This window comes from Sphingomonas jatrophae, from assembly GCF_900113315.1.
GTDB lineage: Bacteria > Pseudomonadota > Alphaproteobacteria > Sphingomonadales > Sphingomonadaceae > Sphingomonas_P > Sphingomonas_P jatrophae.
Window position 1 is genome coordinate 182,381 of sequence record NZ_FOZG01000003.1, and the last position, 25,094, is coordinate 207,474.

At 69.3% G+C, this 25,094-nt stretch carries 23 protein-coding genes; 6 read left to right on the forward strand and 17 right to left on the reverse strand.

Annotated elements, in window-relative coordinates; genetic code table 11:
- Positions 1–69: 69 nt before the first annotated feature.
- From alaS to dapA, 13 genes are all read right to left on the reverse strand, one after another.
- On the reverse strand, positions 70–2,739 hold the full coding sequence (gene alaS / locus BM360_RS16520) for an alanine--tRNA ligase (RefSeq protein ID WP_093316233.1): 2,670 nt from the start codon (positions 2,737–2,739) through the stop codon (positions 70–72).
- A 9-nt stretch (positions 2,740–2,748) separates the two neighbouring features.
- Entirely contained in the window at positions 2,749–3,363 is a 615-nt protein-coding gene (locus BM360_RS16525; RefSeq protein ID WP_131819284.1) for a phytanoyl-CoA dioxygenase family protein, read from the reverse strand.
- Positions 3,364–3,437: 74 nt separating this feature from the next.
- Entirely contained in the window at positions 3,438–4,052 is a 615-nt protein-coding gene (locus BM360_RS16530; RefSeq protein ID WP_093316235.1) for a glutathione S-transferase family protein, read from the reverse strand.
- A gap of 128 nt (positions 4,053–4,180) precedes the next feature.
- The gene (recA, locus tag BM360_RS16535; RefSeq protein ID WP_093316236.1) at positions 4,181–5,254 is read right to left on the reverse strand and encodes a recombinase RecA; all 1,074 of its coding nucleotides are present in this window, start codon (positions 5,252–5,254) and stop codon (positions 4,181–4,183) included.
- Positions 5,255–5,339: 85 nt separating this feature from the next.
- Positions 5,340–5,696, reverse strand: a complete 357-nt coding sequence (locus BM360_RS16540; protein WP_093316237.1) for a response regulator — start codon at positions 5,694–5,696, stop codon at positions 5,340–5,342.
- Between the two features lie 101 nt (positions 5,697–5,797).
- Positions 5,798–6,148: a hypothetical protein gene (locus tag BM360_RS16545; protein WP_093316239.1), complete on the reverse strand. Its 351-nt coding sequence runs from the start codon at positions 6,146–6,148 to the stop codon at positions 5,798–5,800.
- The gene (locus tag BM360_RS16550; protein WP_093316240.1) at positions 6,132–6,749 is read right to left on the reverse strand and encodes a hypothetical protein; all 618 of its coding nucleotides are present in this window, start codon (positions 6,747–6,749) and stop codon (positions 6,132–6,134) included. Before BM360_RS16550 ends, BM360_RS16545 begins: the two co-directional genes overlap by 17 nt.
- 65 nt (positions 6,750–6,814) lie before the next feature.
- The gene (locus BM360_RS16555; RefSeq protein WP_093316241.1) at positions 6,815–9,190 is read right to left on the reverse strand and encodes a hybrid sensor histidine kinase/response regulator; all 2,376 of its coding nucleotides are present in this window, start codon (positions 9,188–9,190) and stop codon (positions 6,815–6,817) included.
- 202 nt (positions 9,191–9,392) lie between these two features.
- Positions 9,393–11,399 (reverse strand): M13 family metallopeptidase, encoded by a 2,007-nt coding sequence (locus tag BM360_RS16560; RefSeq protein ID WP_093316242.1) that lies wholly within the window; start codon positions 11,397–11,399, stop codon positions 9,393–9,395.
- Positions 11,400–11,477: 78 nt separating this feature from the next.
- Positions 11,478–12,032: a DUF2062 domain-containing protein gene (locus BM360_RS16565; protein ID WP_093316243.1), complete on the reverse strand. Its 555-nt coding sequence runs from the start codon at positions 12,030–12,032 to the stop codon at positions 11,478–11,480.
- A gap of 5 nt (positions 12,033–12,037) precedes the next feature.
- A complete protein-coding gene (gene smpB, locus BM360_RS16570) occupies positions 12,038–12,520 on the reverse strand; it encodes an SsrA-binding protein SmpB (RefSeq protein WP_093316244.1) in 483 nt (160 codons plus the stop codon).
- Positions 12,521–12,586: 66 nt separating this feature from the next.
- Positions 12,587–12,883 (reverse strand): hypothetical protein, encoded by a 297-nt coding sequence (locus tag BM360_RS16575; RefSeq protein ID WP_093316246.1) that lies wholly within the window; start codon positions 12,881–12,883, stop codon positions 12,587–12,589.
- Complete coding sequence (gene dapA, locus BM360_RS16580) at positions 12,883–13,758, reverse strand: 4-hydroxy-tetrahydrodipicolinate synthase (RefSeq protein WP_093316248.1); 876 nt, start codon at positions 13,756–13,758, stop codon at positions 12,883–12,885. The genes BM360_RS16575 and dapA overlap by 1 nt, the downstream gene beginning before the upstream one ends.
- Before the next feature lie 46 nt (positions 13,759–13,804).
- Here dapA and BM360_RS16585 point away from each other — a divergent pair, with 46 nt between their 5' ends.
- From BM360_RS16585 to BM360_RS16595, 3 genes are all read left to right on the forward strand, one after another.
- Positions 13,805–15,856 (forward strand): lytic transglycosylase domain-containing protein, encoded by a 2,052-nt coding sequence (locus BM360_RS16585; RefSeq protein WP_093316250.1) that lies wholly within the window; start codon positions 13,805–13,807, stop codon positions 15,854–15,856.
- A gap of 21 nt (positions 15,857–15,877) precedes the next feature.
- Positions 15,878–16,363 carry a transcription elongation factor GreB gene (gene greB / locus BM360_RS16590; RefSeq protein ID WP_093316252.1) on the forward strand — a complete coding sequence of 162 codons (486 nt, stop codon included), beginning with the start codon at positions 15,878–15,880 and terminating at the stop codon, positions 16,361–16,363.
- Between the two features lie 71 nt (positions 16,364–16,434).
- Entirely contained in the window at positions 16,435–17,214 is a 780-nt protein-coding gene (locus BM360_RS16595; RefSeq protein WP_093316253.1) for a hypothetical protein, read from the forward strand.
- Positions 17,215–17,218: 4 nt separating this feature from the next.
- On the opposite strand, the gene BM360_RS16600 is transcribed toward BM360_RS16595, so the two are convergent.
- Together BM360_RS16600 and secA are read right to left on the reverse strand one after the other, a co-directional pair.
- Positions 17,219–17,578 carry a hypothetical protein gene (locus BM360_RS16600; RefSeq protein ID WP_093316255.1) on the reverse strand — a complete coding sequence of 120 codons (360 nt, stop codon included), beginning with the start codon at positions 17,576–17,578 and terminating at the stop codon, positions 17,219–17,221.
- A gap of 74 nt (positions 17,579–17,652) precedes the next feature.
- Positions 17,653–20,388, reverse strand: a complete 2,736-nt coding sequence (gene secA / locus BM360_RS16605; protein ID WP_093316257.1) for a preprotein translocase subunit SecA — start codon at positions 20,386–20,388, stop codon at positions 17,653–17,655.
- A gap of 180 nt (positions 20,389–20,568) precedes the next feature.
- Between secA and argJ the strand changes: the two genes are divergently transcribed.
- A complete protein-coding gene (argJ, locus tag BM360_RS16610; RefSeq protein ID WP_093316259.1) occupies positions 20,569–21,789 on the forward strand; it encodes a bifunctional glutamate N-acetyltransferase/amino-acid acetyltransferase ArgJ in 1,221 nt (406 codons plus the stop codon).
- On the opposite strand, the gene BM360_RS16615 is transcribed toward argJ, so the two are convergent.
- Complete coding sequence (locus BM360_RS16615; RefSeq protein ID WP_093316260.1) at positions 21,786–22,214, reverse strand: MerR family transcriptional regulator; 429 nt, start codon at positions 22,212–22,214, stop codon at positions 21,786–21,788. The two genes, argJ and BM360_RS16615, sit on opposite strands and share 4 nt — an antisense overlap.
- 56 nt (positions 22,215–22,270) lie before the next feature.
- The gene (hisI, locus tag BM360_RS16620; protein ID WP_093316262.1) at positions 22,271–22,636 is read right to left on the reverse strand and encodes a phosphoribosyl-AMP cyclohydrolase; all 366 of its coding nucleotides are present in this window, start codon (positions 22,634–22,636) and stop codon (positions 22,271–22,273) included.
- A 155-nt stretch (positions 22,637–22,791) separates the two neighbouring features.
- On the opposite strand from hisI, the gene purF reads away from it, so the two are divergent.
- Together purF and BM360_RS16630 are read left to right on the forward strand one after the other, a co-directional pair.
- A complete protein-coding gene (gene purF, locus BM360_RS16625; protein ID WP_093316264.1) occupies positions 22,792–24,252 on the forward strand; it encodes an amidophosphoribosyltransferase in 1,461 nt (486 codons plus the stop codon).
- A 130-nt stretch (positions 24,253–24,382) separates the two neighbouring features.
- Entirely contained in the window at positions 24,383–25,093 is a 711-nt protein-coding gene (locus BM360_RS16630; protein WP_093316265.1) for an SDR family NAD(P)-dependent oxidoreductase, read from the forward strand.
- Position 25,094 lies beyond the last annotated feature (1 nt).

Genomic DNA, 25,094 nt, shown 5'->3' on the forward strand with positions numbered 1-25,094 from the left:
AGTTCAATCGGGATCGGACCTAATCGCAGGTGGTTAACGCCGCGTATGCTGCCTTTGTAACTTAGTATGTCACGCCGCAGCGACGCTTTCCGCAAGCGTTGCCCGGACCGCCGCAACAGCATCGTTCGCCTTCGTTCCGTCCGGGCCGCCGCCCTGCGCCATATCCGGCCGGCCGCCGCCGCCCGCACCGCCGACCGCAGCGACGGCGACGCGCACCAGATTGACCGCGCTGAAGCGTGCCGTCAGATCGGCCGTCACGCCGACCGCCACCGTCGCCCGGCCGTCTGCGACTGCCACCAGCACCGCAATGCCGGAGCCGAGCCGCGACTTTGCCTCATCGACCAGGCCGCGCAACGACTTCGGCTCCAGCCCTTCGATCACCTGACCGACAAAGCCGATGCCCGCCACCTGCTCCGGCCCGGCCTCGTCCCGCTGCGCCGGGCCGGCGAGCGCCAGCGCCCGCTTGGCCTCCGCCAGTTCACGCTCCAGCCGCCGCCGCTCCTCGACGAGGCTCAGCACGCGCGCCGGCACGTCCTCCGGCGCGGTCTTGAGGCTGGCAGCCGCCTCGCGCAGCCGCTCCTCGCGGCCGGTCAGCCAGAGCCGTGCCGCCTCGCCCGTCAGCGCCTCAATCCGCCGCACGCCGCTGGCCACGGCGCTCTCCGAGACGATCTTGAACAGCGCAATGTCGCCGAGTGCGTTGACGTGCGTGCCGCCGCACAGCTCCACCGACCAGCTCTTGGGATCGTCGTCATTGGCGCGGCCCATCGAGAGAACGCGCACCTCATCGCCATATTTCTCGCCGAACAGCGCCATCGCACCCGCTGCGATCGCCTCATCGGGCGTCATCAGCCGCGTCATCACCGCATCATTCTCGCGGATGTGGCGGTTCACCTCGGCTTCCACCGCGGCGATGTCCTCGGGCGTCATCGGCTTCGGATGCGCGAAATCGAAGCGCAGCCGATCCTCTGCGACCAGGCTGCCCTTCTGCGTGACGTGACCGCCCAGGCGATGCCGCAGCGCCGCGTGCAGCAGGTGCGTGGCCGAGTGATTGGCGCGCAGCCGATCGCGCCGACCGGCATCGACCGACAGCTGAACCGCATCGCCGACGCGGAGCGTGCCTTCGACCAGCTTCGCCTTGTGGACGTGGAGCTTGCCAAGCGGCTTCACCGTATCGAGCACGTCCGCCCGTACGCCGTTCGCGCCCGTGATGGTGCCGCTATCGCCCGCCTGACCGCCGCTCTCCCCGTAGAAAGGCGTCTGGTTGGTGACGATCGCCACCTCGTCGCCAGCCTGCGCCACCTCGACGCCGCGGCCGTCCTTGACCAGCGCGATCACCTGCCCCTCGCCGTCATGGCCGGAATAGCCGGTGAACTCGGTCGAGCCATGCGCCTCGGCGATGTCGAACCACACCTCGTCCGACGCCTTCTCGCCCGATCCCTTCCATGCGGCGCGGGCGGCGGCGCGCTGCTCGGCCATCGCGGCGTCGAAGCCGGCACGATCCACGCCGAGACCCTGCGCACGCAGCGCATCCTCCGTCAGATCGTAAGGGAAGCCATAGGTGTCGTAGAGGCGGAAGGCGACGTCGCCCGGCAGCGTCGCACCGGCCTGGAAGCCCGCGGTCGCCTCGTCGAGCAGGCGGAGGCCCTTGTCGAGCGTCTGGCGGAACCGCGTCTCCTCCAGCTTCAGCGTCTCCTCGATCAGCGGCTGCGCGCGGACGAGTTCCGGGTAAGCGGCGCCCATCTCCGCAACCAGCGCGGGGACGAGGCGATGCATCAGCGGCTCGGCCGAACCCAGCAGATGGGCGTGGCGCATCGCGCGGCGCATGATCCGGCGCAGCACGTAGCCGCGGCCCTCGTTCGCCGGCAGCACACCGTCCGCGACGAGGAAGCCCGAGGCGCGCAGGTGATCGGCGATGACGCGGTGCGACGCCTTGCTGTCTCCCTCCGCCTTGGTGCGCGTCAGCTCGGTGGAGGCAGCGATCAGCGCCTTGAATGTATCCGTGTCATAATTGTCGTGAACGCCCTGGAGGACGGCCGCGACGCGCTCCAGCCCCATGCCCGTGTCGATCGACGGTCGCGGCAGCGCCAGGCGCGTCTCCTTGTCGACCTGCTCATATTGCATGAAGACGAGGTTCCAGATCTCGACGAAGCGGTCGCCATCCTCGTCCGGGCTGCCGGGAGGGCCGCCGGGGATGTGATCGCCGTGATCGTAGAAGATCTCGCTGCACGGACCGCACGGACCCGTATCGCCCATCGACCAGAAATTGTCGGCGGTGGCGATGCGGATGATGCGCTGTTCGGGCAGGCCGGCGATCTTGCGCCAGAGATCGAACGCCTCATCGTCGGTATGGTAGACGGTGACGGTCAGCCGATCACGGCTGATGCCCCATTCGCGCGTGATCAGATCCCACGCGAGAGAGATCGCGCGTTCCTTGAAATAGTCGCCAAACGAGAAGTTGCCGAGCATCTCGAAGAAGGTGTGATGCCGGGCGGTGTAGCCGACATTGTCGAGATCGTTGTGCTTGCCGCCGGCGCGCACGCACTTCTGGCTGGACGTGGCCGTGGAATAAGGCCGCGTCTCGAGGCCGGTGAACACGTTCTTGAACGGCACCATGCCCGCATTGACGAACATCAGCGTCGGATCGTTATGCGGCACGAGCGGCGCCGACGGCACGATCCGATGCCCCTCCTTCCCGAAATGATCGAGGAAGGACCGGCGGATGTCGTTGGTGGAGGTCATGATCCCGACTTAATGGAGGGGCGGCGGAGTCTCAAGCGGGGCCACGCCCGCCCACTCCAGGCCATGCGGCAGCCGATCGGCCGAGAAGTCGAGCTGCAGGACGCGGCGGCGGGCGGGGCGACGTGCTGCATCGGAGGCGTGCAGGATCGGCGTGGCATAGAGCCAGAGGTCCCCCGGTTGCGCATGGCAGGCGAGGCTCGGCAGCGCTGCGGCCTTTGTCGCGGCTTGCGTATCGGCGACCTTGCCGAGCCGGTGCGAGCCAAGCGCCACCTTCAGCGGGGCGTTGTCGGCATCGACCGGATCAAGGTGGAGCCTGCCGGTGATCATCCGGGCCAGCAGCTCGAACGGTGGCTCGACGTGGAGCAAGCCTGCCTTGACCGTCCAGCGCGCAAACCCGGGCGCGGACTGCCGCCTGCGGACGGTGATGACGCGATCCTGATGCCAGGCTAGCGACCAGTTGGCATCGGCGCTCTTGTCGAACAGCACCGCCCTGACGGGTCGCGGTCGGCCGGGCAGGTACGCCGCAAGGTGGCCGGTGAGAAGATCGAGGACGGGTGCTGGGAGCGCGGTCATCCGGGTACCGCCACGGATCGTCGGCAGATCGCTGGCCAGTCGCTCCAGCATGGCCAGCACCTCGGCACCGGCGGCGGCGCGGTGGAGGATGGCACCGTCAGCGCGCAGGCAGAGGTGCTCGGGAGTCAGGCTGCCTTCCCGGCCTCGACCGCGCGAGCATAGGCCGGGCGGGCGTGGCAGCGTTCCAGCCAGTCGATCAGGTGGGGGCGGCGCCCGTCGAGGCCGGCGCGGGCGCGGCAGGCCTCGATCGGGAAGCTCATCATCGTGTCGGCGGCGGTGAAATCGTCGCCGGCGAACCAGGGGCGCGCGGCGAGCTCGGTCTCGAGCCAGTCGAGGTGGGTGTCGATCATGCCCTTGACGGTGCCGAGCGCCGGCCGGCCGAGCAGCCCCATGCGCTGCAATACCAGCAGGGTGAGCAGCGGCGGCATCATCGAGCCTTCGGCATAATGGAGGAAGTGGCGGTAGCGGAGCGCCGCATCGCGGTTGGCAGGCGCGCCGAGGCGGCCGTCCGCCAGCTCGATGAGATATTCGGTGATCGCACCCGATTCGGCGATGACGCGGCCGTCATGCTCGATCAACGGCGCCTTGCCGAGCGGGTGGATGGCGCGGAGCTCGGCCGGCGCGAACATGGTCTTCGGGTTCCGCGCGTAGCGGCGCACTTCGTAGGGCAGGCCGAGCTCTTCGAGCAGCCACAGGATGCGCAGCGAGCGCGACGTTTCTAGATGGTGGACGCGGATCATGCCGCACGTGTGAGCCGATGGTCGGTCCGCCGCAACCCGGGATGTGGCCCCCTCCCCCGCGCCGCGGGAGAGGGTATCAGATTACCCGAAAGTCACGAAGGTCACGCCAACGACGCAGATTTCACGCCTCAGGCGTCGTCATCCGCCGATGGGCCGACCATCATGGCATCGGCGACCTCGGTGGTCTTGCCGCGGATCGCCTGTTCGAGGCGGTCCATCAGCTCGGGATGCTCCTTCAGGTAGGTCTTGGCATTCTCGCGGCCCTGACCGATGCGGATCGAATCGTAGGAGAACCACGCGCCGGACTTCTCGACCAGGCCCGCCTTGACGCCGAGATCGAGGATCTCGCCGACCTTGCTGACACCTTCGCCATACATGATGTCGAACTCGACCTGCTTGAACGGCGGCGCGACCTTGTTCTTCACCACCTTAACGCGCGTCGCATTGCCGACGATATCGTCGCGATCCTTGATCTGCCCGGTGCGGCGGATGTCGAGGCGGACGGAGGCGTAGAATTTCAGCGCGTTGCCGCCCGTCGTCGTCTCCGGATTGCCGTACATCACGCCGATCTTCATGCGGATCTGGTTGATGAAGATGACCAGCGTGCGCGACCGGCTGATCGAGCCGGTGATCTTGCGAAGCGCCTGGCTCATCAACCGGGCCTGAAGGCCGACATGGCTGTCGCCCATCTCGCCCTCGATTTCGGCGCGGGGCACCAGCGCGGCGACCGAATCGATCACCAGCACGTCGATCGCATTGGAGCGGACGAGCGTGTCGGTGATCTCCAGCGCCTGCTCACCCGTGTCGGGCTGCGACACGATCAGCTCGTCGATGTTGACGCCGAGCTTCTTGGCATAGACCGGATCGAGCGCATGTTCGGCATCGACGAAGGCGGCGGTGCCGCCCGCCTTCTGCGCCTCGGCGATCGCATGGAGCGCGAGCGTGGTCTTGCCCGAGCTTTCCGGCCCGTAAATCTCGATGATGCGGCCGCGCGGCAGGCCGCCGATGCCGAGCGCGATGTCGAGCCCGAGCGAGCCGGTGCTGATCGCCTCGATCTCGATCTTCTCGCGGCTGCCCAGCTTCATTGCCGAGCCCTTGCCGAAGGCGCGGTCGATCTGCGCGAGGGCGGCGTCCAGCGCCTTCTGCCTGTCCATGTCGGCCTTTTCCTTGTCGGTCCCGATCAGCTTCAACTGTGCCGCCATGATGCCACTCCCGCAAGGCGCGTGCCGCGCCCGAGAGCCTCATGTATCCCCTTCGTTCCCCGAGAACAAGTGGGGAACAGACGATTCAGCGGGTCATGCCTTCGATGGCGGCCTTCACGCCGTCCATGGTGAAGGGCTTGGGCAATTGCGGCGCGGCGGCGTGGCGCGCGGGCGGCGGCTCGACATGGCCGCCGGTGGCCATGACATAGGGGATGCCGCGATCGGCCAGCGCATCGGCGACCGCCCAAGACGCCTCGTTGCCGCGCAGATGCACGTCGAGGATGGCCGCGTCGAACCCACCCGCCTCGACCCGGGCCAGCGCATCGCCCACGCTGTCGACGCTGCCGGCCACGCCATAGCCCAGGCAGTCGACGAAATCCTCGAGCATCATGGCGATCAGCGGCTCATCCTCGACGATGAGCACGGAGAGTGGTTCAGTCATGCCGCGGGGAATAGTGCGGTTTTTGCGAGACGCCAAGCCACGCGCGGCACCGCGAGCTCCTGGTTGTCCCAGCACGGCAAGCCATCAACCCGCGGCCGCGCTCAGCCGATCGTGCAGAGCTGCAGCCGCTCGTCCAGCACGCGGCGCTTGAGCGTCGCCGCCTGCGCCAGCCGGCCCTTGCCCGCGGCCTGCCGCGCCAGGATCAGGCGCATGCCCGTATCGTCGATCATGGCGGGGGTGGCATAGCTGCTGCCGAGCGCGCCCAGCGCCTCGTCGAGCCGGGCATTCTCGACCTTGCGATCGCCCCGCGCACCCGCGCTGTCGGCGGCGGCGCGCGCCATTATCGCCTTGCCGCGGACCGCGACGCAGCGGTCCGGCCCCTTGGCCGGTGCGGCCGCGATGAGGGGCAGGAGGGCCAGCGCGAATGCGGTACGATCAAACCGGAGAGACACGCGTCACCACTCCATTCGAGCCCTGATAATAAGCCAGGCTATACATGGGCGCGATCAGCTGCGCTTCAATGCGGCTGGCCTGCTGGAAGGTGCGCCCGCCGGCGTGGCGGGCGGCGATCGCCTCGTTCTGCACCTGGTTGACCGCGGCATAATCGATCGGCGTCGGGGAGAGCGCGGTCCGCAGGAACACGAACAGGCGCGGCCCGGACTGGACCACCGAGATGGTGAGCAGATTGTTGAGCAGGTGGCCGATGTCCCCGCCGCTGAACGACACGCCGTTCATCGAGCCTTCGCTGCGATCATAGGGATGCGTGTGGAAGGTGCCGATCGCCTTGAATTTGGCCGGATCACGCACCTTGAGATTGGGGAAGAAGCTGCCGGCCGTGCTGCCGAGGCCGCCGACATTCTGGACGCTCAGCCGCCCTTCCTTGTCCGCGACGATGGTGCCGCCGCGCTCCTTCGCATGGCCGCCCGGAAAGCTCATCATGCGGAGATGCTGGAACAGGCGCACATTCTCGGCCGAGAAGCGGATGGTGCGCGGCGCGTGGGGCGGGGAGCCGAGATGCTCGATCTCGTCCAACCGTGTGGGCGTGCCCGGCATGTGTCGCTCCCCTCCCCTCGTCCGTCGCGCTCAACCGCGGACGTGGCGGGGCGTTCCCGCGCCGATCACGCCTTCAGCGCCATGGCGTCGCGGGCCGCCTCCGCCAGCTGCTGCACCGAGAAGGGCTTGGGCAGGAAGTGGACGCGGGCGATGTCGATCGAGCGGCGGAGCTGCTCCTCGGCATAGCCCGACATGAACAGGACGGGCACGTCGGGGTGCGTCTCACGCGCGCGCGTCGCCATGGTGGGGCCATCCATCACCGGCATGACGACGTCCGAGACGATCAGGTCGACCGTCTCGCCCGCGTCCGCCAGCAGCGCCAGTGCCTCCAGCGCCGCCTCGCCATTGGCCGCGGCGACGATGCGGTAGCCCTGCCGCGTCAGTGCGCGCTCGGCCACCGCGCGGACCATGTCCTCGTCCTCGACGAGCAGGATCGTGCCCGTGCCCCACAAAGCATCCTGGCGCGGCCGCTTGGGCGGGGGCGCTTCCTCCCGCGCGGGCTCGGCGCGGTGGACGGGCAGGTAGATGACGAAGCTGGTCCCCTGCCCCACCTTGCTGTCGGCGAAGATGAAGCCGCCCGACTGCTTGACGATGCCGTAGACGGTGGAGAGGCCGAGGCCGGTGCCCTTGCCCAGTTCCTTGGTGGTGAAGAAGGGCTCGAAGATCTTGGCGAGGTTCTCGGGCGCGATGCCGGTGCCGGTGTCGGCGACAGACAGTGCGGTATAGTCGCCGACGGGCAGCACCTCGGAGCGGAGTTCGCGCACCTCCTCCGCCCCGACGCCGTAGGTGCGGATGGTGAGCGTGCCGCCGCCCTTCTCCAGCATGGCATCGCGCGCATTGACCGCGAGGTTGACGATCACCTGCTCGAGCTGACCCGGATCGGCGCGGACGGGGCCGAGATTGCGGCCGTGCTTCACCTCCAGCCGCACCGTCTCGCCCAGCAGCCGCTTGAGCAGATTGCCCACCTCCGCGATCACGTCGGGCAGTTGCAGCACCTGGGGCCTGAGCGTCTGCTGGCGTGAGAAGGCGAGCAGCTGGCGGGTCAGGCCGGCGGCGCGGTTGCTGTTGTGCTTGATCTGCTGAATGTCGTCATAATCGCTGTCGCCGGGCGCGTGGCGCATCAGCATCAGATCGCAGTGACCGATGATCGCGGTCAGGATGTTGTTGAAATCGTGGGCGACACCGCCGGCAAGCTGGCCGACCGCCTGCATCTTGGTCGCCTGCGCGATCTGGTGCTTGAGCTTCGATTCCTCGCTATTGTCCTTGAGGCTGAGGAGGACGGACGCCTCGCCCAGCCCCTTGGCCTGCGCGATGGTGAGCGAGACGGGCTCGTCCGCGCGCGCCGCCAGCCGGACGGACAGATCGGAGGAAGGCGCGCGGCCGTTGGTGACGCGGCGCATCGTGTCCGCCACCGCGCCCTTGTCCTCGCGGACGAACAGGTCGGAGGGGTAGACGATGGGGCGGCCCGGCTCGATTCCGGCGGCGCGCTCGAACGCCTCGTTCATGAACAGCAGCCGGCCGTCGCGCTCCGCCAGTGCGAGGCCGAGCGGCAGCATGCCGAGCAGCGCGTGGACGTGCACCGTCGCCATGCTGCGCGCGTCGGGGCGGGTGGCGACGCGGCCATCCTCGTCCAGCATCATGACGAGGGTCGCGCCCTCCGCATCCGCTTCGCCGAGCGGCAGCTGGATGAGGCGGAGGGGGTCCGGGCCGTCACCGGGGGCGCCGGGCGTGAGTTCGGCGGCGATGCGGATGCGGTCGTCGTCACCGGCGGCGAGCAGATCGGTGAAGTCGCGGCCCGCCGGCTGGGCGTCGGCATCGCCCAATGCGCGGGCAAGGAAGACCGGGTTGGCGGCGAGCAGGCGGCCGGTCTCGCCGACCAGCGCGGCCATGACGCCGGCGAGGCCAAGGCGGCGGCCGGGCTCCCCCGCCAGCGCCTGCGCGACGCGGCGGGCGCGGGCCTCGGCGGGTGCGGGAGCGAAGCGCCAGACGAGGTGGTCCTCCGCCGCCCCGGCCCGCGTCACCGTGATCGTGCGGCCGCCCGCCTCCGCCACGCCGACCCCGTCGCGCCACGCCGCCTTCGCCGCATCGCCAGCGGCCGTGCCGGGCAGCGCCGCCTGCGGCGCGGGGAGGCCGGGAAAGGCCTCGCCATAAGCGGGATTGACGCAGACCAGCCGGCCCTCGCGGTCTGCCACCGCGACCGGCTCGGGCAAGGCGGCGAGCGCCTGGCCGAGCAGGGTCCAGTCGGTCGCGGGCGGCGCGACTTCGGCGGTGCGCTCGCGCCGGAAGACGAGGCCGACCGCCGCCACCGCCAGCATGGTCGCGACGAACCCGGCCGCGAAGCGCGCATCGCCCACCGCCTGCCACAGCAGCACCGCGGTGATCGCGCCGACCAAGGCGACGATGGCGAGCAGGAGGCGCGGCGAGGCCGGGGTGAGCGTCATGCCGCTGTGTGGGGACCGGGCGCGGGGTGCGTCAAGCGCGGGCGTGCCGGGGCCGCCTGCACGATCGTCCTTCCGCCCTGCCGGACTTGTTTCGGCATCCACGTCGCCGCACGTCCGGCGGCCGCTGGCCTGGCCGCCCGGTGGATGCTGAAACGCGTTCAGCATGACGAGGGAGGGAGATGTCCCCGCCCTCCGAACATCGTCACCAGATCCGCACGCGCTCCTCGGGCTTCAGCATCAGTTTGCCGGGCTTCGGCTTGAACGCGGCATACCAGGGATCGAGATTGCGGACGACGCTGACGCGGACCGAGCCGGGCGAGTGCGGATCGGACAGCAGCTGCTGGCGGAGCGCCGGCTCGCGATATTTGGTGCGCCAGACCTGCGCCCAGCCGAGGTAGAAACGCTGGTCGCCGGTCAGCCCGCCGATCACCGGCGCGGGCTTGCCGCCGAGCGAGCGCTGGTAGGCGTCGTAGGCGATGGTGAGGCCGGCGAGATCGCCGATATTCTCGCCCAGCGTCAGCGCGCCCTGCACATGCTGGCCGGGGATCGGCTCATAGGCGTTGACCTGCGCCACGAAGCGGTCGGTCAGTGCCTTGAAGCGAGACACGTCGGCGGGAGTCCACCAGTCGGTCAGCGTGCCGGTGGCGTCATATTTGCGCCCCTGATCGTCGAAATGGTGGCTGATCTCATGCCCGATCACCGCGCCGATGCCGCCATAATTCACCGCCGGATCGGCCCTGGCATCGAAGAAGGGCGGCTGGAGGATGGCGGCGGGGAAGACGATCTCGTTCCACACCGGATTGGCATAAGCGTTGATCGTCATCGGGGTCATGCCCCATTCCGACCGGTCCATCGGCTTGCCGAGCTTGTCGAGATCGCGCTGGAAGTCGAACGCGCGGCCGCGCATGACATTGCCGACGAGGTCGTCGCGCTTGACCACATAGCCAGCATAATCGCGCCACTTGTCGGGATAGCCGATCTTCGGCGTGAAGGCGGCAAGCTTCGCACGCGCCTTCGCCCGCGTCTCGGGCGCCATCCACGGCAGCGTGCCGAGCCGCGCATCCATCGCGGCGATGACGTTCTTCACCAGCCCGTCGGCCGCCGCCTTGCTCTCCGGCGGGAAATAGGCGGCGACATATTTCTCGCCGACCGCTTCGCCCAGCAGATTGCCCTCCAGGCTCACCGCCCGCTTCCAGCGCGCGCGATTCTCCGGCGTGCCGTTCAGCGTGGTGCCGGTGAAGGCGAAATTCTCGTCCACGAACGCCTTGGACAGATAGGGCGCATAGCTCTCGATCGTGCGCAGCGCGGCATAGTCCTTGAGGACGGGCAGCGGCGTCGCGGCATAGAGCCTGGCCATGCCGGTGAAAGCCGTCGGCTGCGACACAAGGTAAGCGGGCTGCGCGGGCATGCCGGCGGCGGCGAGATAGGCGGCGAAATCGAAGCCGGGCGCGGTCTGGGCGAGCTGGGCGGCGGTCAGCTTGTTATAGGCCTTGTCGCGGTCGCGGCTCTCGACGCGGCTCCACTGCGCGGTGGCGAGGCCGGTCTCGAATGCGACGACGCGCGCGGCGCGCGCCTGCGCGTCCGTCTCACCCGCGAGCGTCAGCAGGCGAGCGAGGTGCGCCGCATAGGCGGTGCGGATCGCCGCCAGCTTGGCATCGTCCTTCAGGTAATAATCGCGGTCGGGGAGCCCCAGGCCGCCCTGGCGCATCCCGATGACGTAATTGGCCGGATCCTTGTCATCGACGCGGACGCCGGCGGCGAACGGCGTCACCACGCCGACGCGCAGCAGCCGGCCCCACACCTGCGCCAGCGCGGTGCGATCCTTCGCCGCCGCAATCTCGCCGAGCGTCGGCTTCAGCGGTGTCGCGCCCTTCGCCTCGGCCGCCGCCTCGTCCATGAAGCTGGCGTAGAGATCGCCGATCTGCGAGCCGGTCTTGCCCTGCTCCGCCTCGAGGATCGTCCGCGTGCGCGTCTCGGACAGGTCCTGCAGGACATGGAACATGCCGTAGGTGGCGCGGTCCGCCGGGATCTGCGTGCGATCATGCCAGGCGCCGTTGGCGTAGCGATCGAAATCGTCACCCGGCTGGGCGGAGCGATCCATGCCCTTCTCGTCGAAGCCGAACGTGCCGATCTGCGGGCCGGCGGACGGCTGCGCGATGGCGACGGTGGCGGCGAGCGCGGTGGCAGAGAGAAGCAGATGGAGGCGCATGGAGGCTCCGGAGAAAGGATGATCGCCGAAGCACTTACGCGCAGGTGGTAACAGGTGCAACCAGTCGGCGGGCGCCGGTCAGTGACCGCGGATCGAGCGGTTGCGGCCGCGGGCGCGCCATTTATGGCCGATCCAGAACCGCCAGAAGAAGGCCGCCAGCAGATAGCCGAGCGCGGCCCCGATCACCGCGATGACGACGAGGCCGATCGCCGTCGCCGGCGCGGCATCGGACAGGAGCCAGTGCAGCCAGTCGTTGAAGCTCGTCTCGATCCGCTGGTCCGACGGCGGCTGCGCGACCACGTCCGCCACCCACACGCGCGAGCCGATCCAGTAGGCGGCGATCCAGATGGGCGGCGTGGTGAACGGGTTGGTGATGAAGGTGGTGAGCGCGGCGACGGGCACGTTGGCGCGCGCGGGCAGCGCGAACAAAGCGGCGAACACCGTCTGCGCGACCGGGATCAGCACGCCGACGAGCATGCCCAACGCCACGCCGCGCGGCACCGAGCGGCGATTGAACCGCCACAATTCGGGCAGCAGGATGCGATGCGCGACGGGCCGCAGGAAGCGTATCCGCTCGAACGTCTCGCGCGTCGGCATGTTGCGACGCGACCAATCGGCGATACGCGCGAACATGGGCCTCAGCCGCGATCCCGCAGCAAGCGCTGCTGGTCGCGCTTCCAATCGCGCGCCTTGATCGTCTCGCGCTTGTCGTGGAGCTTCTTGCCCTTGGCGAGCGCCAGTTCCACCTTCGCCCGGCCGCGATCGTTAAAGTAGATCGACAGCGGGATCATCGTCATCCCCTCGCGCCCGATGCCGTCGCGCAGTTTCTCGATCTCGCGCACGTGGAGCAGGAGCTTGCGCGGCCGTTTCGGCTCATGGTTGAAGCGGTTGCCGTGGCTGAATTCGGGGATGTTGGCATTGACCAGCCACGCCTCGTTGCCGCGCACCTCGGCATAGCTCTCGGCGATCGTCCCCTCGCCGAAGCGGAGCGACTTCACCTCGGTGCCGGAGAGCGCGATCCCCGCCTCGAAAAACTCCTCGAGGAAATATTCGAAGCGCGCGCGCCGGTTCTCGGCGACCACCTTCTTCTTCTCGAATGCCTGGGGCTTGGGACGGGCCATGCGGGCGACATAGGGGGGGATGCGGCGAAGGGGAAGGCTGGTGCGCGGGGCGGCGGGATCACCAAATCAGATCAGACCTTCGGCCTTCAGCATCTTTGCGATCTTGGACGAGTTCGTCGGCCCCACATTCCGAGCTGGAACATAGCCACGTAACCATTCGCGCCCGTGCTCTTCCATAACAGCCGAGATGTTGGCCATCCTGTACTCGATCGAGCCCTTCGTACGAGACTTAAGCGGACCAGTTTGCAGGCGGTCCAGCATGTCCTTCTTCGGCACCGATGCGGCATTCGGCTGCTCGCGCAGTAGCTTAGCATAGGCTTCCACGCAGGCCTGCAACTCAGCATCGGTCCAAAGCTCAGCCATCAAACTAACCCGGCGATCCTCAGGCCCTCGTCCACCAGCGCGCGGGCGGCGGCGGAGGCGGGGGTCATCGGCAGGCGGAGTTCGGCGGGGAAATCGGGCCGCACCTTGTTCAGCGCATATTTGATCGGGCCGGGCGATGCGTCGGCGAACAGCGCATTGTGCAGCGGCACCAGCCGGTCCTGCCAGGCGAGCGCATCCGCCCAGCGCCCCTCGGCCATCGCCCGCTGGAAATCGGCGCAGGCACGCGGCGCGACATTGGCGGTGACCGAGATGCAGCCCTTGCCGCCCATGGCGTAGAAGCCGAGCGCGGTATCGTCATTGCCGGACAGCTGGCAGAAATCCGCCCCGCAGGCGATGCGCTGCGTGGCGACGCGGCCGAGCGCGCCGGTCGCATCCTTGACGCCGACCACGGTCGGCAGCTGCGCCAGCCGGCCCATCGTCTCGACCGCGATGTCGGTGACGGTGCGCGCGGGCACGTTGTAGAGGACGATCGGCAGATCGCAGGCGGCGGCGATCGCCTCGAAATGCGCGATCACGCCCGACTGGCTGGGCCGGTTGTAATAAGGGGGCACCAGCAGGCCCGCATCGGCGCCGGCCGCCTGCGCGGACTTCATATGCTCGATCGCGACCTTGGTGTCGTTCGAGCCGCAGCCGGCGATGACGGGCACGCGGCCTTTCGCCTGATCGATGCAGACGCGCACGACATGATCGTGCTCCGCGATCGTCATCGTCGCGGCCTCCCCCGTCGTGCCGCAGGGCACCAGCGCGGAGGATCCCTCCTCGATCTGCCAGTCCACCAGCCAGCGGAAGGCCGCCTCGTCGAACGTGCCGTCGCGAAACGGGGTCACCAGAGCGGGAATCGATCCCGAGAACATGCCACTAACCCTTCCGCCGCAGGCCGCTGATCGCCATAATGAAGCCATGACCGAGCTTGCCGACCGGCCCATCCCGAACCCGACGCCAGATAGGAGGGTGCCCCGCCTCCTGTCCAGCACGCGCTGGCCGCTGGTGGCAGGCGCGCTGCTCGCCTGTGGTGCGGTTGCGGTGGCCGCCACCTGGCAGAGCGAGGGGCAGCCGGCGGCACCGGCGGCCGTGCCGATGGCGACCTATGCATCGCCCGGCCCGGACGCGGCGATCGGCCCGGCGGTGAACGAGTGGAACCGGCTGCGCCAGTCGGACAATCTGCCCTTTGCCGATTATGCCCGTTTCCTGATGGCGCATACCGGCTGGCCGGGTGAGGCGGCGATGCGCCGCGCGGCCGAGCGGCAGCTGAAGCCGGACCAGATCGATGCGGCGACGGTGGCGGCCTATTTCACCCGGTTCGAGCCGACGACCGTCGCCGGCCGCACGCGGCAGGCAGAGGCGCTGCGCGGGCTTGGCCGCACGGCGGAGGCGAATGCGGCGGCGCGGGCGGCGTGGGTGGCGGGCCCGGCGTCGAGCGACGACGAGGCGCGCCTGTTCGCCTTCTTCAATCCCGTCTTCACGCCCGAGGATCAGGATCGGCGGATGGAGGTGCTGCTGTGGGCGCGCGCCACCGCCTCGGCCGAGCGGCAGCTGGCGCGGGTCGCCTCCCCGCGGCGTGCGCTCTATGCCGCGCGGCTGGCGATGCTGTCCAAGGCGCCGGGCGCGGGCGCGCTGCAGCCGGCGCTTGCCAGCGATGCGGGCTTTGTCGTCGATCGCGCCATGTGGCTGCGCGACGGCGGGCAGAGCGTCGCCGCGCGCAACTGGCTGGCCGGGCCGATGCAGCTTTCGGGCGCGCCCATCGCGGCGGAGCCCTATCTGGATGCGCTGCTGATCTTCGCGCAGGGGGCGGCGAACGACAATCAGGGCAGCCTTGCCTATGGCATCGCACAGAAGGCGGATTTCGCCTTCGCGCCGGGCACTGCGGTGCGCGAGCGGCCTCTGGCAGAGCGCGATCCCTATACCAGCCTCGTCTGGCTGGGCGGCGACGTGGCGCTGCGCAAGCTCAACCGCCCGCGCGATGCGGCGGCGATGTTCCAGCGTTATGCGCGCGCGGCGCTGACGCCATCGACGCAGACCAAGGGCCTCTACTGGGCGGCGCGATCGCTGGCGCAGGCGGGTGACGCGGCGGCGGCGCAGGCGCTGTTCACCGAGGCGGCGGGGCATGGCGATACTTTCTACGGCCAGCTGGCGGCGGAGCGGCTGGGCCGCGCGCCGGGCATGCCCCCCGCCCCGCCGGCGACCACGCCCGACCCGACCGCACGCGCGGCGTTCGACCGCTCCGACCTGGTGCGCGCGGCGCGCTGGCTGGGATCGCAGGGGCGCTGGGCCGACCAGACGACCTTCCTCCGCCAGATCGCGGCCAATGCCAAGACGCAGACCGACCATCTGCTCGCCGTCGACCTGTCGCGCAGCATCGGCCGTCCCGATCTGGGCGTGATGGTGGCGCGGAACGCCCGCCTCGGCACCGCCGACCCGGTGCGCTTCGGCTTCCCGCAGATCGCCGTGCCGGGCCCCGCCGAGCCGCTGTGGACGATGGTCCACGCGATCAGCCGGCAGGAGAGCATGTTCGACCGCGAGGCGACCAGCCGGGTGGGCGCGAAAGGCCTGATGCAGCTGATGCCCGCCACCGCGCGCGAGCAGGCGGGCAAGATCGGCCTGCCTTATGATTACGACCGGCTGACGCGCGACCCGCAATATAACCTGCTGCTGGGCAGTTCCTTCTACAAGCGGCTGCTGGATTCCTATGGCGGCAGCCACGTGCTGGCGGTGGCGGCGTACAATGCGGGGCCGGGCAACGTCCGCAAGTTCATCAACGCCAATGGCGATCCGCGGATGCCGGGCGTCGACGTGCTGCAATGGATTGAGGCGATCCCGCTGACCGAGACGCGCGGCTATGTGCAGCGGGTGCTGGAGAATGCCGTCGTCTATGATGCGCTCAATCCGGCCAGGGCGCGGATGCCGGCGCAGAACCGCCTGTCCGCCTATCTCGGCAAGCGCACGGCGGGCTGAGGCGCGGCGGCGAGCACGGCCATGGAGCGCGAGCCCAATTACATCACGCCCGCGGGCTATGCGGCGCTGCGCACCCGCTACGACACCTTGTTCGGGCAGGAACGGCCGAAGCTGGTCGAGGTGATCAGCTGGGCGGCGGGGAATGGCGACCGCTCGGAGAATGGCGACTATATCTATGGCCGCAAGCGGCTGCGCGAGATCGACCGGGAGCTCGGCCACCTCTCGCGCCGGATGAAGGCGGCCAAGGTGATCGATCCGGCGCGCACCGAGGATCGCGCGCGCGTCCGCTTCGGCGCGACGGTCACCATCGTCGACGAGGAGGATGCCGAGCGCGTCGTCACGCTCGTCGGCGTGGACGAGGCGGACGCGACGGCCGGGCGGATCAGCTGGCATGCGCCGATGGCGCGCGCGCTGAAGGGGGCGGCGGTGGGCGATGTCCGACGCGTTCACCTGCCGGGCGGCGACAAGGAGTGGGAAGTGCTGGCGATCGCCTATCCCGAGGCGTGAGCGAGCCATCTCGCCACGGCGCGCAATGGCCCGTTTCGCGCGGGCGCGATCCGGTCTAGGCGCTGCCGGGCATGGCGTCGGCGCCTCTCCCTTCCGATCCGCTGCACGTGCCGTTTCGGCGGCGGGCGGCGGGGCTTGCCCTCGCGCTGGCGGCGAACCTGCTGCTGCTGGCGCTGCTGCTCGGGCTGGTGCCGGTGCTGCCGGGACCGCCGCCGGCGGGGCGCGGGCCGACCGTGATCACGCTGTCGCCGGACGCGGCGGAGAGCCCGAGCCCGAGCGAGAGTCCCGCGAGCGAGACGCGCGCCGCCAAGGCCGCCCCTGAACGTGCCCGCACCCCCGCCGCGCCGCAGCCGGTGCCGCCGCCCCCCGTCCCGGCCGAGCCGGACCGCCCGCTGCCGATGATCCTGCTGACCCCCGACGAATTCGCCTCGGCGGATATCGGCCGCATGCCGAAGCGGGGAGCGGCCGAAGGCACGGAGAGTGCGGATGCAGGCGCGGGCGCGGCCTCGATGGGCAAAGGCAGCGACGGCAGCATCGGCGTCGGCCCGAATGGCGAGCGGCTCTACCGCGCGGACTGGGTGCGTGAGCCTACCGATGCGGAGCTGGCCACCTATCTGCCGCGCGACGCGCCCGGCGGCGGCTATGGCGTGGTGGCCTGCCGGACGGTGGCGCGCAACCGGGTGGAGGATTGCGCCGAGGTCGCCGAATCGCCGGCGGGATCGGGCTATGCGCGCTCGGTGCGGCTGGCGGCGTGGCAGTTCCTCGTGCGGCCGCCACGCGTGGGCGGGCGCACGCTGGTCGGCGCGTGGGTGCAGATCCGCATCACCTACAGCCGCCGCAAGGCGGACTGACGCGTCAGCGCGCGCGCGGCGGGCGCGGCCCCGTGCGAGGCCCGGGGCGCGGGCCGGACGGGCGGCGCCGCGGATCGCTGCCGGGCGGCGGCCCCGACGGGCGCGGCGCCGGGCGTGCCGCATCCGCGGGCGCCACGGCATAGCCTTCCTTCTGCAGCCGGGTGAAGGCAGCACGCACGCTGGCGGTGATCGCCGCCTGCACGGGATCGGGCAGATCCGCGAAGGTGGTGTTGAGGTGGATGGCGTTCAGATCGCGCAGCAATGCGTTGGGCAGCCCCTTCGCGCCGTCCTTGAACGCGGCGAGCGCGTCGAGCACGGCGGAGGAGACGATCTCCTGCATCACCTCGGTGGCGGATTTCTGCATGGGGCCTCAACGCTTGAGCGGCGATTCGGCCGCCGCTCTAGCCGCGGGTTGATGACAGCGGAAGCGCGGCCGCCCTAGAGCTGGCCGTGGCAGTGCTTGAACTTGCGGCCCGACCCGCACGGGCAGGGCGCGTTGCGGCTGACCTGGCCTTCCCACTGCGACGGATCGCTGCCGAGTTCGTCGACCATCGCCGGCTGCGCCATCTGGAATTGCGGCATGCGCGTGGTGACGAGGCCGAGCGACGCGCCGTCGAGATCGAGCGTGTCGTCCTCACCGGTCAGCGGATCGAAATGGCTCGTCATGAAATCGGGCATGGGCGGCAGTTCGGGCGGGGCGGCGAAGCTGGCATGCGCCAGCATCCGCGTCACATCCTCGCGGATGGCGGACAGCATCCGCTCGAACAGCGCGAACGCCTCCTGCTTATATTCGTTGATCGGCGTCTTCTGCGCATAGGCGCGCAGGTGGATCACCTGGCGCAGCGCATCGAGCGTGGCCAGATGCTCCTTCCAGTGATGGTCGAGATTCTGCAGCAGGATGTTCTTCTCGACCTGGTGCCAGCTGTCCTCGGGCAGTTCCTGCGCCTTGGCCGCCATGTGCGCATCGGCCGCCTGCTGCATCCGCTCGGTCATCACCTCGGGGTCGATGCCCTCCTCGGCCGCCCACTCGTCCAGCGGCAGATCGAGCGCGAGCAGCGCCTGGCTGCGCTCCTTCAGCACGTCCATCGCCCACTGCTCGGGATAGCTGTTCGGCGGGCATGCCTCGCCGACCAGCGCATTGACCGTCTCGGCGCGCATGTCGGCGACGACATCGTCCACCGTGTCCGCATCCATGATGTCCGAGCGCTGCTCGTAGACCACCTTGCGCTGGTCGTTCATCACGTCGTCATATTCGACGACCTGCTTGCGGATGTCGTAGTTGCGCGCCTCGACCTTGCGCTGCGCCGTCTCGATCGCCTTGGAGATCCAGGGGGAGACGATCGCCTCGCCGTCCGCCAGATTCTTGTTCATCATCTTGGCGAACATCGTCTGCGGGCCGAAGATGCGCAGCAGATCGTCGTCGAGGCTGAGATAGAAGCGGCTGAGGCCGGGATCGCCCTGCCGGCCCGAGCGGCCGCGCAGCTGGTTGTCGATGCGCCGGCTCTCATGCCGCTCGGTGCCGAGCACGAACAGGCCGCCGGCCGCCAGCACCGCCGCCTTCTCCTCGGCGATCTCGGCGCGGATGGCATCGGCGCGCGCCTCATATTCGGGCGTGCCGGGGGCGAGATCGGGATGCTCGTCGAGCATGCGGAATTCGAGATTGCCGCCGAGCTGGATGTCGGTGCCGCGGCCGGCCATGTTGGTCGCGATGGTGACGGCGCGCAGCCGCCCCGCCTGCGCGACAATGTGCGCCTCGCTCTCGTGATAGCGCGCGTTCAGCACCTTGTGATCGACGCCCTCGCGCACGAGGAATTCGGACAGCAGCTCCGACTTCTCGATCGACACGGTGCCGACGAGCACCGGCTGGCCGGTGGCCTGCTTGTCGCGGATCGCCGTCGCGATCGCGGCGAACTTGTCCTGCATGTTCTTGTAGAATTCGTCATCCTCGTCGACGCGCTGCACCGGCACGTTCGTCGGGATGGAGACGACGTTCATCTTGTAGATCTGGAAGAATTCGTTCGCCTCGGTGGCGGCGGTGCCCGTCATGCCCGAAAGCTTGGGATACATGCGGAAATAGTTCTGGAAGGTGATCGAGGCCATGGTCTGGTTCTCGGGCTCGATCTCGACGCCCTCCTTGGCCTCGACCGCCTGGTGCAGGCCTTCCGACCAGCGCCGGCCGTCCATCATGCGGCCGGTGAACTCGTCGATGATGATGACCTTGCCGTCCTTGACGATGTAATCCGTGTCGCGCTTGAACACGACGTTCGCGCGCATCGCCTGATTGAGGTGGTGGACGACCTGCGTGTTCTCGAAATCGTAGAGGTTGGCGCCCTCAAGCAGGCCCGCCGCCTCGAGCATCCGCTCGATCTTCTCGGTGCCCTCCTCGGTCAGGATGACGCTGCGCTGCTTCTCGTCCAGCTCGTAATCCGCAGGGTCGATCTGCTTCACGATCGCGTCGACCTGCATGTAGAGTTCCGACTTGTCGTCGGTCGGCCCCGAGATGATCAGCGGCGTGCGCGCCTCGTCGATCAGGATCGAATCGACCTCGTCGACGATGGCGTGCGCGAAGGGGCGCTGCACCATAGCGCTGCGCTCATACTTCATGTTGTCGCGCAGGTAATCGAAGCCGAATTCGTTGTTCGTGCCGTAGGTGATGTCGGCGGCATAGGCGTCGCGCCGCTGCTGGTCGGACAGGTTAGGCACGATCACGCCCACCGTCAGGCCCAGCCAGCGATAGACCTGGCCCATCCACTCGCTGTCGCGCGTGGCGAGATAATCGTTCACCGTGACGACGTGAACGCCCTGCCCCGTCAGGCCCGACAGGTAGACGGCGAGCGTGGCGACCAGCGTCTTGCCCTCGCCCGTCCGCATCTCGGCGATTTCGCCGCGGTGGAGGACGATGCCGCCGATCATCTGCACGTCGAAGTGGCGCATGCCGAGGACGCGCTTCGACGCCTCGCGCACGGTGGCGAACGCCTCGGGCAGGATGTCATCCAGCGTCTCGCCCGCGGCCAGCCGGGCGCGCAGCTTCGGCGTCTGCGCCTGCAGTTCCTCGTCGGACAGCGCCTCCAGCGCCGGCTCGAAATCGGCGATCTGCCGCACGATGGATCCGAGCGACTTGACGTAACGGTCGTTCGACGATCCGAAGATGGCCTTGGCGATGCCGGCGAACATGCGGTGTCCTTGAGAAACGGGCGCGCGGGATCAGGGGCGCCCGGACCCCCCGCTGATGAACCGACGCGAGATAGGTGCGGGGGGAGGCGAGGTCAATTCGGAGCGTCGCGCGCGCGACGCCGGGTATCCCCCGTCGGTCAAGCTGGCATCCTGCCACGCCGCCCGCTATCCGCTCGTGCCATGGAAACGTCCCCCCTCGCTCTCCCCTTCCCTGCCTGTCCGCCGATTGCGGGTGTCGAGCTGCGCGTGGCGCGGGCGCGTTACAAGGCGTGGGATCGGTGCGACCTGACCTTTGCGGCGCTGGCGGAGGGGACGACCGTGGCGGGTGTCACGACGAAGAGCAAATGCCCGTCGCCGGAAGTCGAGTGGTGCCGGGCGGCGCTGACGCTGGGGCGGGCGCGTGCGCTGGTCGTCAATGCGGGCAACTCGAACGCCTTTACCGGCCATCGCGGTCGCGCGGCGGTGGAGGCGATTGCGGCGCGCGTGGCGGGCGCGATCGGATGCCAGCCGTCCGACGTGTTCGTCGCCTCGACGGGGGTGATCGGCGTGCCGCTGCCCATCGACAAGGCGGAGGCAGGGATCGACGCCGCGCTGGCCGCCGCGCCCGCCAGCTGGGAGGAAGCGGCGGCCACGATCATGACGACCGACACCTTCCCCAAGGCCGCGACGGCGACGGCGGTGGTGGATGGCCGGACGGTCACGCTCGTCGGCATCGTCAAGGGATCGGGCATGATCGCGCCCGACATGGCGACGATGCTGGGCTTCGTCTTCACCGACGCGGCGATCGAGGCGCCGCTCCTCCAGGCCATGCTGTCGTCGGCGAACGAGGCGAGCTTCTCCTGCATCACGGTGGATGGCGACACCTCCACCTCCGACACGGTGCTGGCCTTCGCAACCGGGGCGGCGGGCAATGCGCCGCTCACCAGCATGGACGATGCCGGGGCGGATGCCCTTGCGGCCGCCTTGCAGCAGGTCTGCACCGAGCTGGCGCAGGCGGTGGTGCGCGACGGCGAAGGCGCTTCCAAGTTCGTCACCGTCGAGGTGGAGGGCGCCGAAAGCGATGCGTCCGCACGGCGGATCGCGCTGTCCATCGCCAATTCGCCGTTGGTGAAGACCGCCATCGCCGGCGAGGATGCGAACTGGGGTCGTGTCGTCATGGCGGTCGGCAAGGCGGGCGAGCCGGCCGAGCGTGACCGGCTGGCGATCCGCTTCGGCGCGACGCAGGTGGCGCGGGACGGTCTTGCCGTTGAAGGCTATGACGAGGCGCCGGTGGCGGCTCATCTGAAAGGCCGCGAGGTGGAGATCGGCGTCGATCTCGGGCTGGGCGAGGGCCGCGCCACCGTGTGGACCTGCGACCTGACGCACGGCTACATCTCGATCAACGCGGATTATCGCAGCTAGGCGTCGCCCTGACCCGGCTCCGCGGAGAGGACGCGGAGGAAGCTTTCCAGCTCGGCGATGGCGCTGTCGATGTCGTCGCGCTGGCGCTTCAGCGCGGTGATCTTGTCGGCGCAGCGCGCCTGCGTGACGTGGCGCTGCGTCTCGCGCCCGTCGTCGAGATCGTAGAGGTCGATCATCTCGCGGATCTCGACCAGGCTGAAGCCGACGCGCTTGCCCCGCAGGATCCACGCCAGCCGGGCCCGATCCCGCCGGGAATAGACCCGCGCGACGCCCACCCGCTCGGGCGAGATCAGCCCCTCATCCTCGTAGAAGCGCAGCGCCCGCGGGGTGACACCGAACTCCTCCGCCAGATCCGAGATGGTGAAGCGTTCGCGGCCCTGCGCGTCGGGCATGTGGATCGCAGCACGGGCACCGGCGCTGGACATGACACAAGGAAGCTACGGGACGCGCACGGCAACGTCAAACGCCATGCGCTGCCGTTCTATCCCTCCACGCGCACCAGCCTGCCGCCCTCGATCCGGCGATAGAAGCAGCTGCGCGCGCCGGTGTGGCAGGCGGGGCCGGCAGGCTCCGCGCGGAGCCAGATCGCGTCCTGATCGCAATCGACCCGCGCCTCGACGACTCGCAGCACATGGCCGCTCGTCTCGCCCTTCTTCCACAGCCGCGCGCGGGAGCGGGACCAGAAGGTCGCCTCCCCCGTCTCCAGCGTGGCGGCGAGCGCATCGGCGTTCATGTGCGCCACCATCAGCGGCGTGCCGTCGCGGGCGTCGGTGACGATCGCGGTGACGAGGCCGTTGGCATCCCATTTCGGCTGGAGCTCGGAGCCGGTTTCGCGCGGGTCGGTCATGCCGCTGCCTTAGCGTGGCCGCAGCGGTGAAAGCCACGCTGTGCAGCACCCAAGATAGGTTAAATGTCGTCAATCCGTAACGAACGGGCGACAAGCGGCTGCGCCGCTCCTATATGCGCGGCACACGAGACCGCCGCGTGGATCGACCCGACATCATGCTGACGACCAATCCCTTCGAGGACGACAAGCTGCGCGAGGAGTGCGGCGTGTTCGGCATCTGGGGCGCCGACGCCGCCGCCGCGATGGTGGCGCTCGGCCTCCATGCGCTGCAACATCGCGGACAGGAAGCCGCGGGCATCTCCAGCTGGGACGGCGCGCTGTTCCACACGCACCGGGCGATGGGCCACGTCGCCGGCAATTTCGACCGGCCCGACGTGATCGGCCGCCTGCCCGGCCGCGCCGCCGTCGGCCATGTCCGCTATTCGACGACGGGCGAGACGGCGCTGAGGAACGTGCAGCCGCTGTTCGCCGAGCTGTCGTCGGGCGGCTTCGCCGTCGCGCACAACGGCAATCTGTCGAACGCGATGAAGCTGCGGCACGACCTCGTCCGCCGCGGCTCCATCTTCCAGTCGACCAGCGACACCGAGACGATCATCCACCTCGTCGCGACGAGCCATTATCGCACGCTGATCGACAAGTTCATCGATGCGTTGAAGGCGGTCGAGGGCGCCTATTCGCTCGTCTGCCTGACGCAGGAAGGCATGATCGGCTGCCGCGATCCGCTCGGCATCCGCCCGCTGGTGCTGGGGCGCGTGGGCGAGGCGTGGATCTTCGCCTCGGAGACGGTGGCGCTGGACGTCGTCGGCGCGGAATATATCCGCGATGTCGAGCCGGGCGAGCTGGTGATCGTGTCGGACAAGGGTCTGCGCAGCCACCGCCCGTTCAAGCCCGTGGCGCCGCGACCGTGCATCTTCGAGCATGTCTATTTCTCGCGCCCCGATTCGATCGTCGACGGGACGTCCGTCTATTCGGTGCGGAAGGCGATCGGTGCGCAGCTGGCGATCGAGAGCCCGGTGGAGGCCGATCTGGTGGTGCCCGTGCCCGATTCGGGCGTGCCCGCGGCGATCGGCTATGCCCAGCAATCGGGCCTGCCGTTCGAGCTCGGCATCATCCGCTCGCACTATGTCGGCCGCACGTTCATCCAGCCGGGCGATCAGGTGCGGCATTTGGGCGTCAAGCTGAAGCACAATGCCAACCGCGCGCTGATCGACGGCAAGCGCATCGTGCTGATCGACGATTCGATCGTGCGCGGCACGACCAGCCTGAAGATCGTGCAGATGATGCGCGATGCCGGCGCCCGGGAGGTGCACATGCGCATCGCCAGCCCGCCGACGCGGCACAGCTGCTATTACGGCGTCGACACGCCCGAGCGGGCCAAGCTGCTGGCCGCGCAGATGACGGTCGCGCAGATGTCGGATTACATCAACGCCGACAGCCTCGCCTTCGTCTCGGTCGACGGCCTGTACAAGGCGCGCGGCGAGGAGGGGCGCGATGCCCGCCAACCGACGCATTGCGACGCCTGCTTCACCGGCGCCTATCCGACGCACCTGACCGACCAGGAAGAGGTGGCGCCGGAGGACCAGCTGTCCATCTTCGCCGAGCGGGTGGTGGCCTGACGCCACCCGCCCCCGTTCGCCCCGAGCTTGTCGAAGGGCCGTTCTTCTCCTAGCCGGCGCTTGAAGCAGAACGGTGCTTCGACAGGCTCAGCACGAACGGCGTCGGGCCGGGCACCAGTGGGACGATGATTTGACCGACACCTCTCTCTCCGGCCGCACCGCCCTCGTCACCGGCGCGTCGCGCGGCATCGGCGCGGCGACGGCCGAGGCGCTGGCCGCACGCGGCGCGCACGTGATCCTGACCGCGCGCACGGCGGGCGGGCTGGAGGAGGTGGAGGGCCGCATCCATGATGCCGGCGGCACCGCCACCATCGCACCGATGGACCTGATCGATGGCGACAGCATCTCCCGGCTGGCGGCGGCGGTGGGCGAACGCTGGCCGGCGCTTGACGTGCTGGTGCTGAATGCCGCTTTGCTCGGCACGCTCTCGCCCGTGCCGGCGATCGACCAGAAGGAGCTGGGCCGCCTGCTCGCGGTCAACGTGTCGGCCAATGCGGCTTTGCTCGCCGCGTTCGATCCGCATCTTCGGCGGAGCGATGGTGCGTCGGTGATCGGCCTGACCAGCAGCGTGGCGGCGAGCCCGCGGGCCTATTGGGGCGCCTATGGCGCGTCCAAGGCGGCGCTGGAGACGCTGCTCGCGGCATATGGCGACGAGATGGCGGCGATCAGCAAGGTGCGTGTCGCCATCGTCGATCCCGGCGCCACCGCGACCAAGATGCGCGAACGCGCCTATCCGGGCGAGGACCAGGCGACGCTGAAGGCGCCCGCGGTCGTGGGCGAGGCGATCGCCGCGCTGGTGGCGGCCGGCTTCGAGACGGGCCACCGGGTGCGGATCGGCTGAC

Excerpts from the sequence above, each read along its gene's own strand:
- alaS (WP_093316233.1), bottom strand. The coding sequence starts at position 2,739 with ATGACCTCCACCAACGACATCCGCCGGTCCTTCCTCGATCATTTCGGG.
- BM360_RS16525 (WP_131819284.1), bottom strand. The coding sequence starts at position 3,363 with ATGCTGGAGCGACTGGCCAGCGATCTGCCGACGATCCGTGGCGGTACC.
- BM360_RS16530 (WP_093316235.1), bottom strand. The coding sequence starts at position 4,052 with ATGATCCGCGTCCACCATCTAGAAACGTCGCGCTCGCTGCGCATCCTG.
- recA (WP_093316236.1), bottom strand. The coding sequence starts at position 5,254 with ATGGCGGCACAGTTGAAGCTGATCGGGACCGACAAGGAAAAGGCCGAC.
- BM360_RS16540 (WP_093316237.1), bottom strand. The coding sequence starts at position 5,696 with ATGACTGAACCACTCTCCGTGCTCATCGTCGAGGATGAGCCGCTGATC.
- BM360_RS16550 (WP_093316240.1), bottom strand. The coding sequence starts at position 6,749 with ATGCCGGGCACGCCCACACGGTTGGACGAGATCGAGCATCTCGGCTCC.
- BM360_RS16555 (WP_093316241.1), bottom strand. The coding sequence starts at position 9,190 with ATGACGCTCACCCCGGCCTCGCCGCGCCTCCTGCTCGCCATCGTCGCC.
- BM360_RS16560 (WP_093316242.1), bottom strand. The coding sequence starts at position 11,399 with ATGCGCCTCCATCTGCTTCTCTCTGCCACCGCGCTCGCCGCCACCGTC.
- BM360_RS16565 (WP_093316243.1), bottom strand. The coding sequence starts at position 12,032 with ATGTTCGCGCGTATCGCCGATTGGTCGCGTCGCAACATGCCGACGCGC.
- smpB (WP_093316244.1), bottom strand. The coding sequence starts at position 12,520 with ATGGCCCGTCCCAAGCCCCAGGCATTCGAGAAGAAGAAGGTGGTCGCC.
- BM360_RS16575 (WP_093316246.1), bottom strand. The coding sequence starts at position 12,883 with ATGGCTGAGCTTTGGACCGATGCTGAGTTGCAGGCCTGCGTGGAAGCC.
- dapA (WP_093316248.1), bottom strand. The coding sequence starts at position 13,758 with ATGTTCTCGGGATCGATTCCCGCTCTGGTGACCCCGTTTCGCGACGGC.
- BM360_RS16585 (WP_093316250.1), top strand. The coding sequence starts at position 13,805 with ATGACCGAGCTTGCCGACCGGCCCATCCCGAACCCGACGCCAGATAGG.
- greB (WP_093316252.1), top strand. The coding sequence starts at position 15,878 with ATGGAGCGCGAGCCCAATTACATCACGCCCGCGGGCTATGCGGCGCTG.
- BM360_RS16595 (WP_093316253.1), top strand. The coding sequence starts at position 16,435 with ATGGCGTCGGCGCCTCTCCCTTCCGATCCGCTGCACGTGCCGTTTCGG.
- BM360_RS16600 (WP_093316255.1), bottom strand. The coding sequence starts at position 17,578 with ATGCAGAAATCCGCCACCGAGGTGATGCAGGAGATCGTCTCCTCCGCC.
- secA (WP_093316257.1), bottom strand. The coding sequence starts at position 20,388 with ATGTTCGCCGGCATCGCCAAGGCCATCTTCGGATCGTCGAACGACCGT.
- argJ (WP_093316259.1), top strand. The coding sequence starts at position 20,569 with ATGGAAACGTCCCCCCTCGCTCTCCCCTTCCCTGCCTGTCCGCCGATT.
- BM360_RS16615 (WP_093316260.1), bottom strand. The coding sequence starts at position 22,214 with ATGTCCAGCGCCGGTGCCCGTGCTGCGATCCACATGCCCGACGCGCAG.
- hisI (WP_093316262.1), bottom strand. The coding sequence starts at position 22,636 with ATGACCGACCCGCGCGAAACCGGCTCCGAGCTCCAGCCGAAATGGGAT.
- purF (WP_093316264.1), top strand. The coding sequence starts at position 22,792 with ATGCTGACGACCAATCCCTTCGAGGACGACAAGCTGCGCGAGGAGTGC.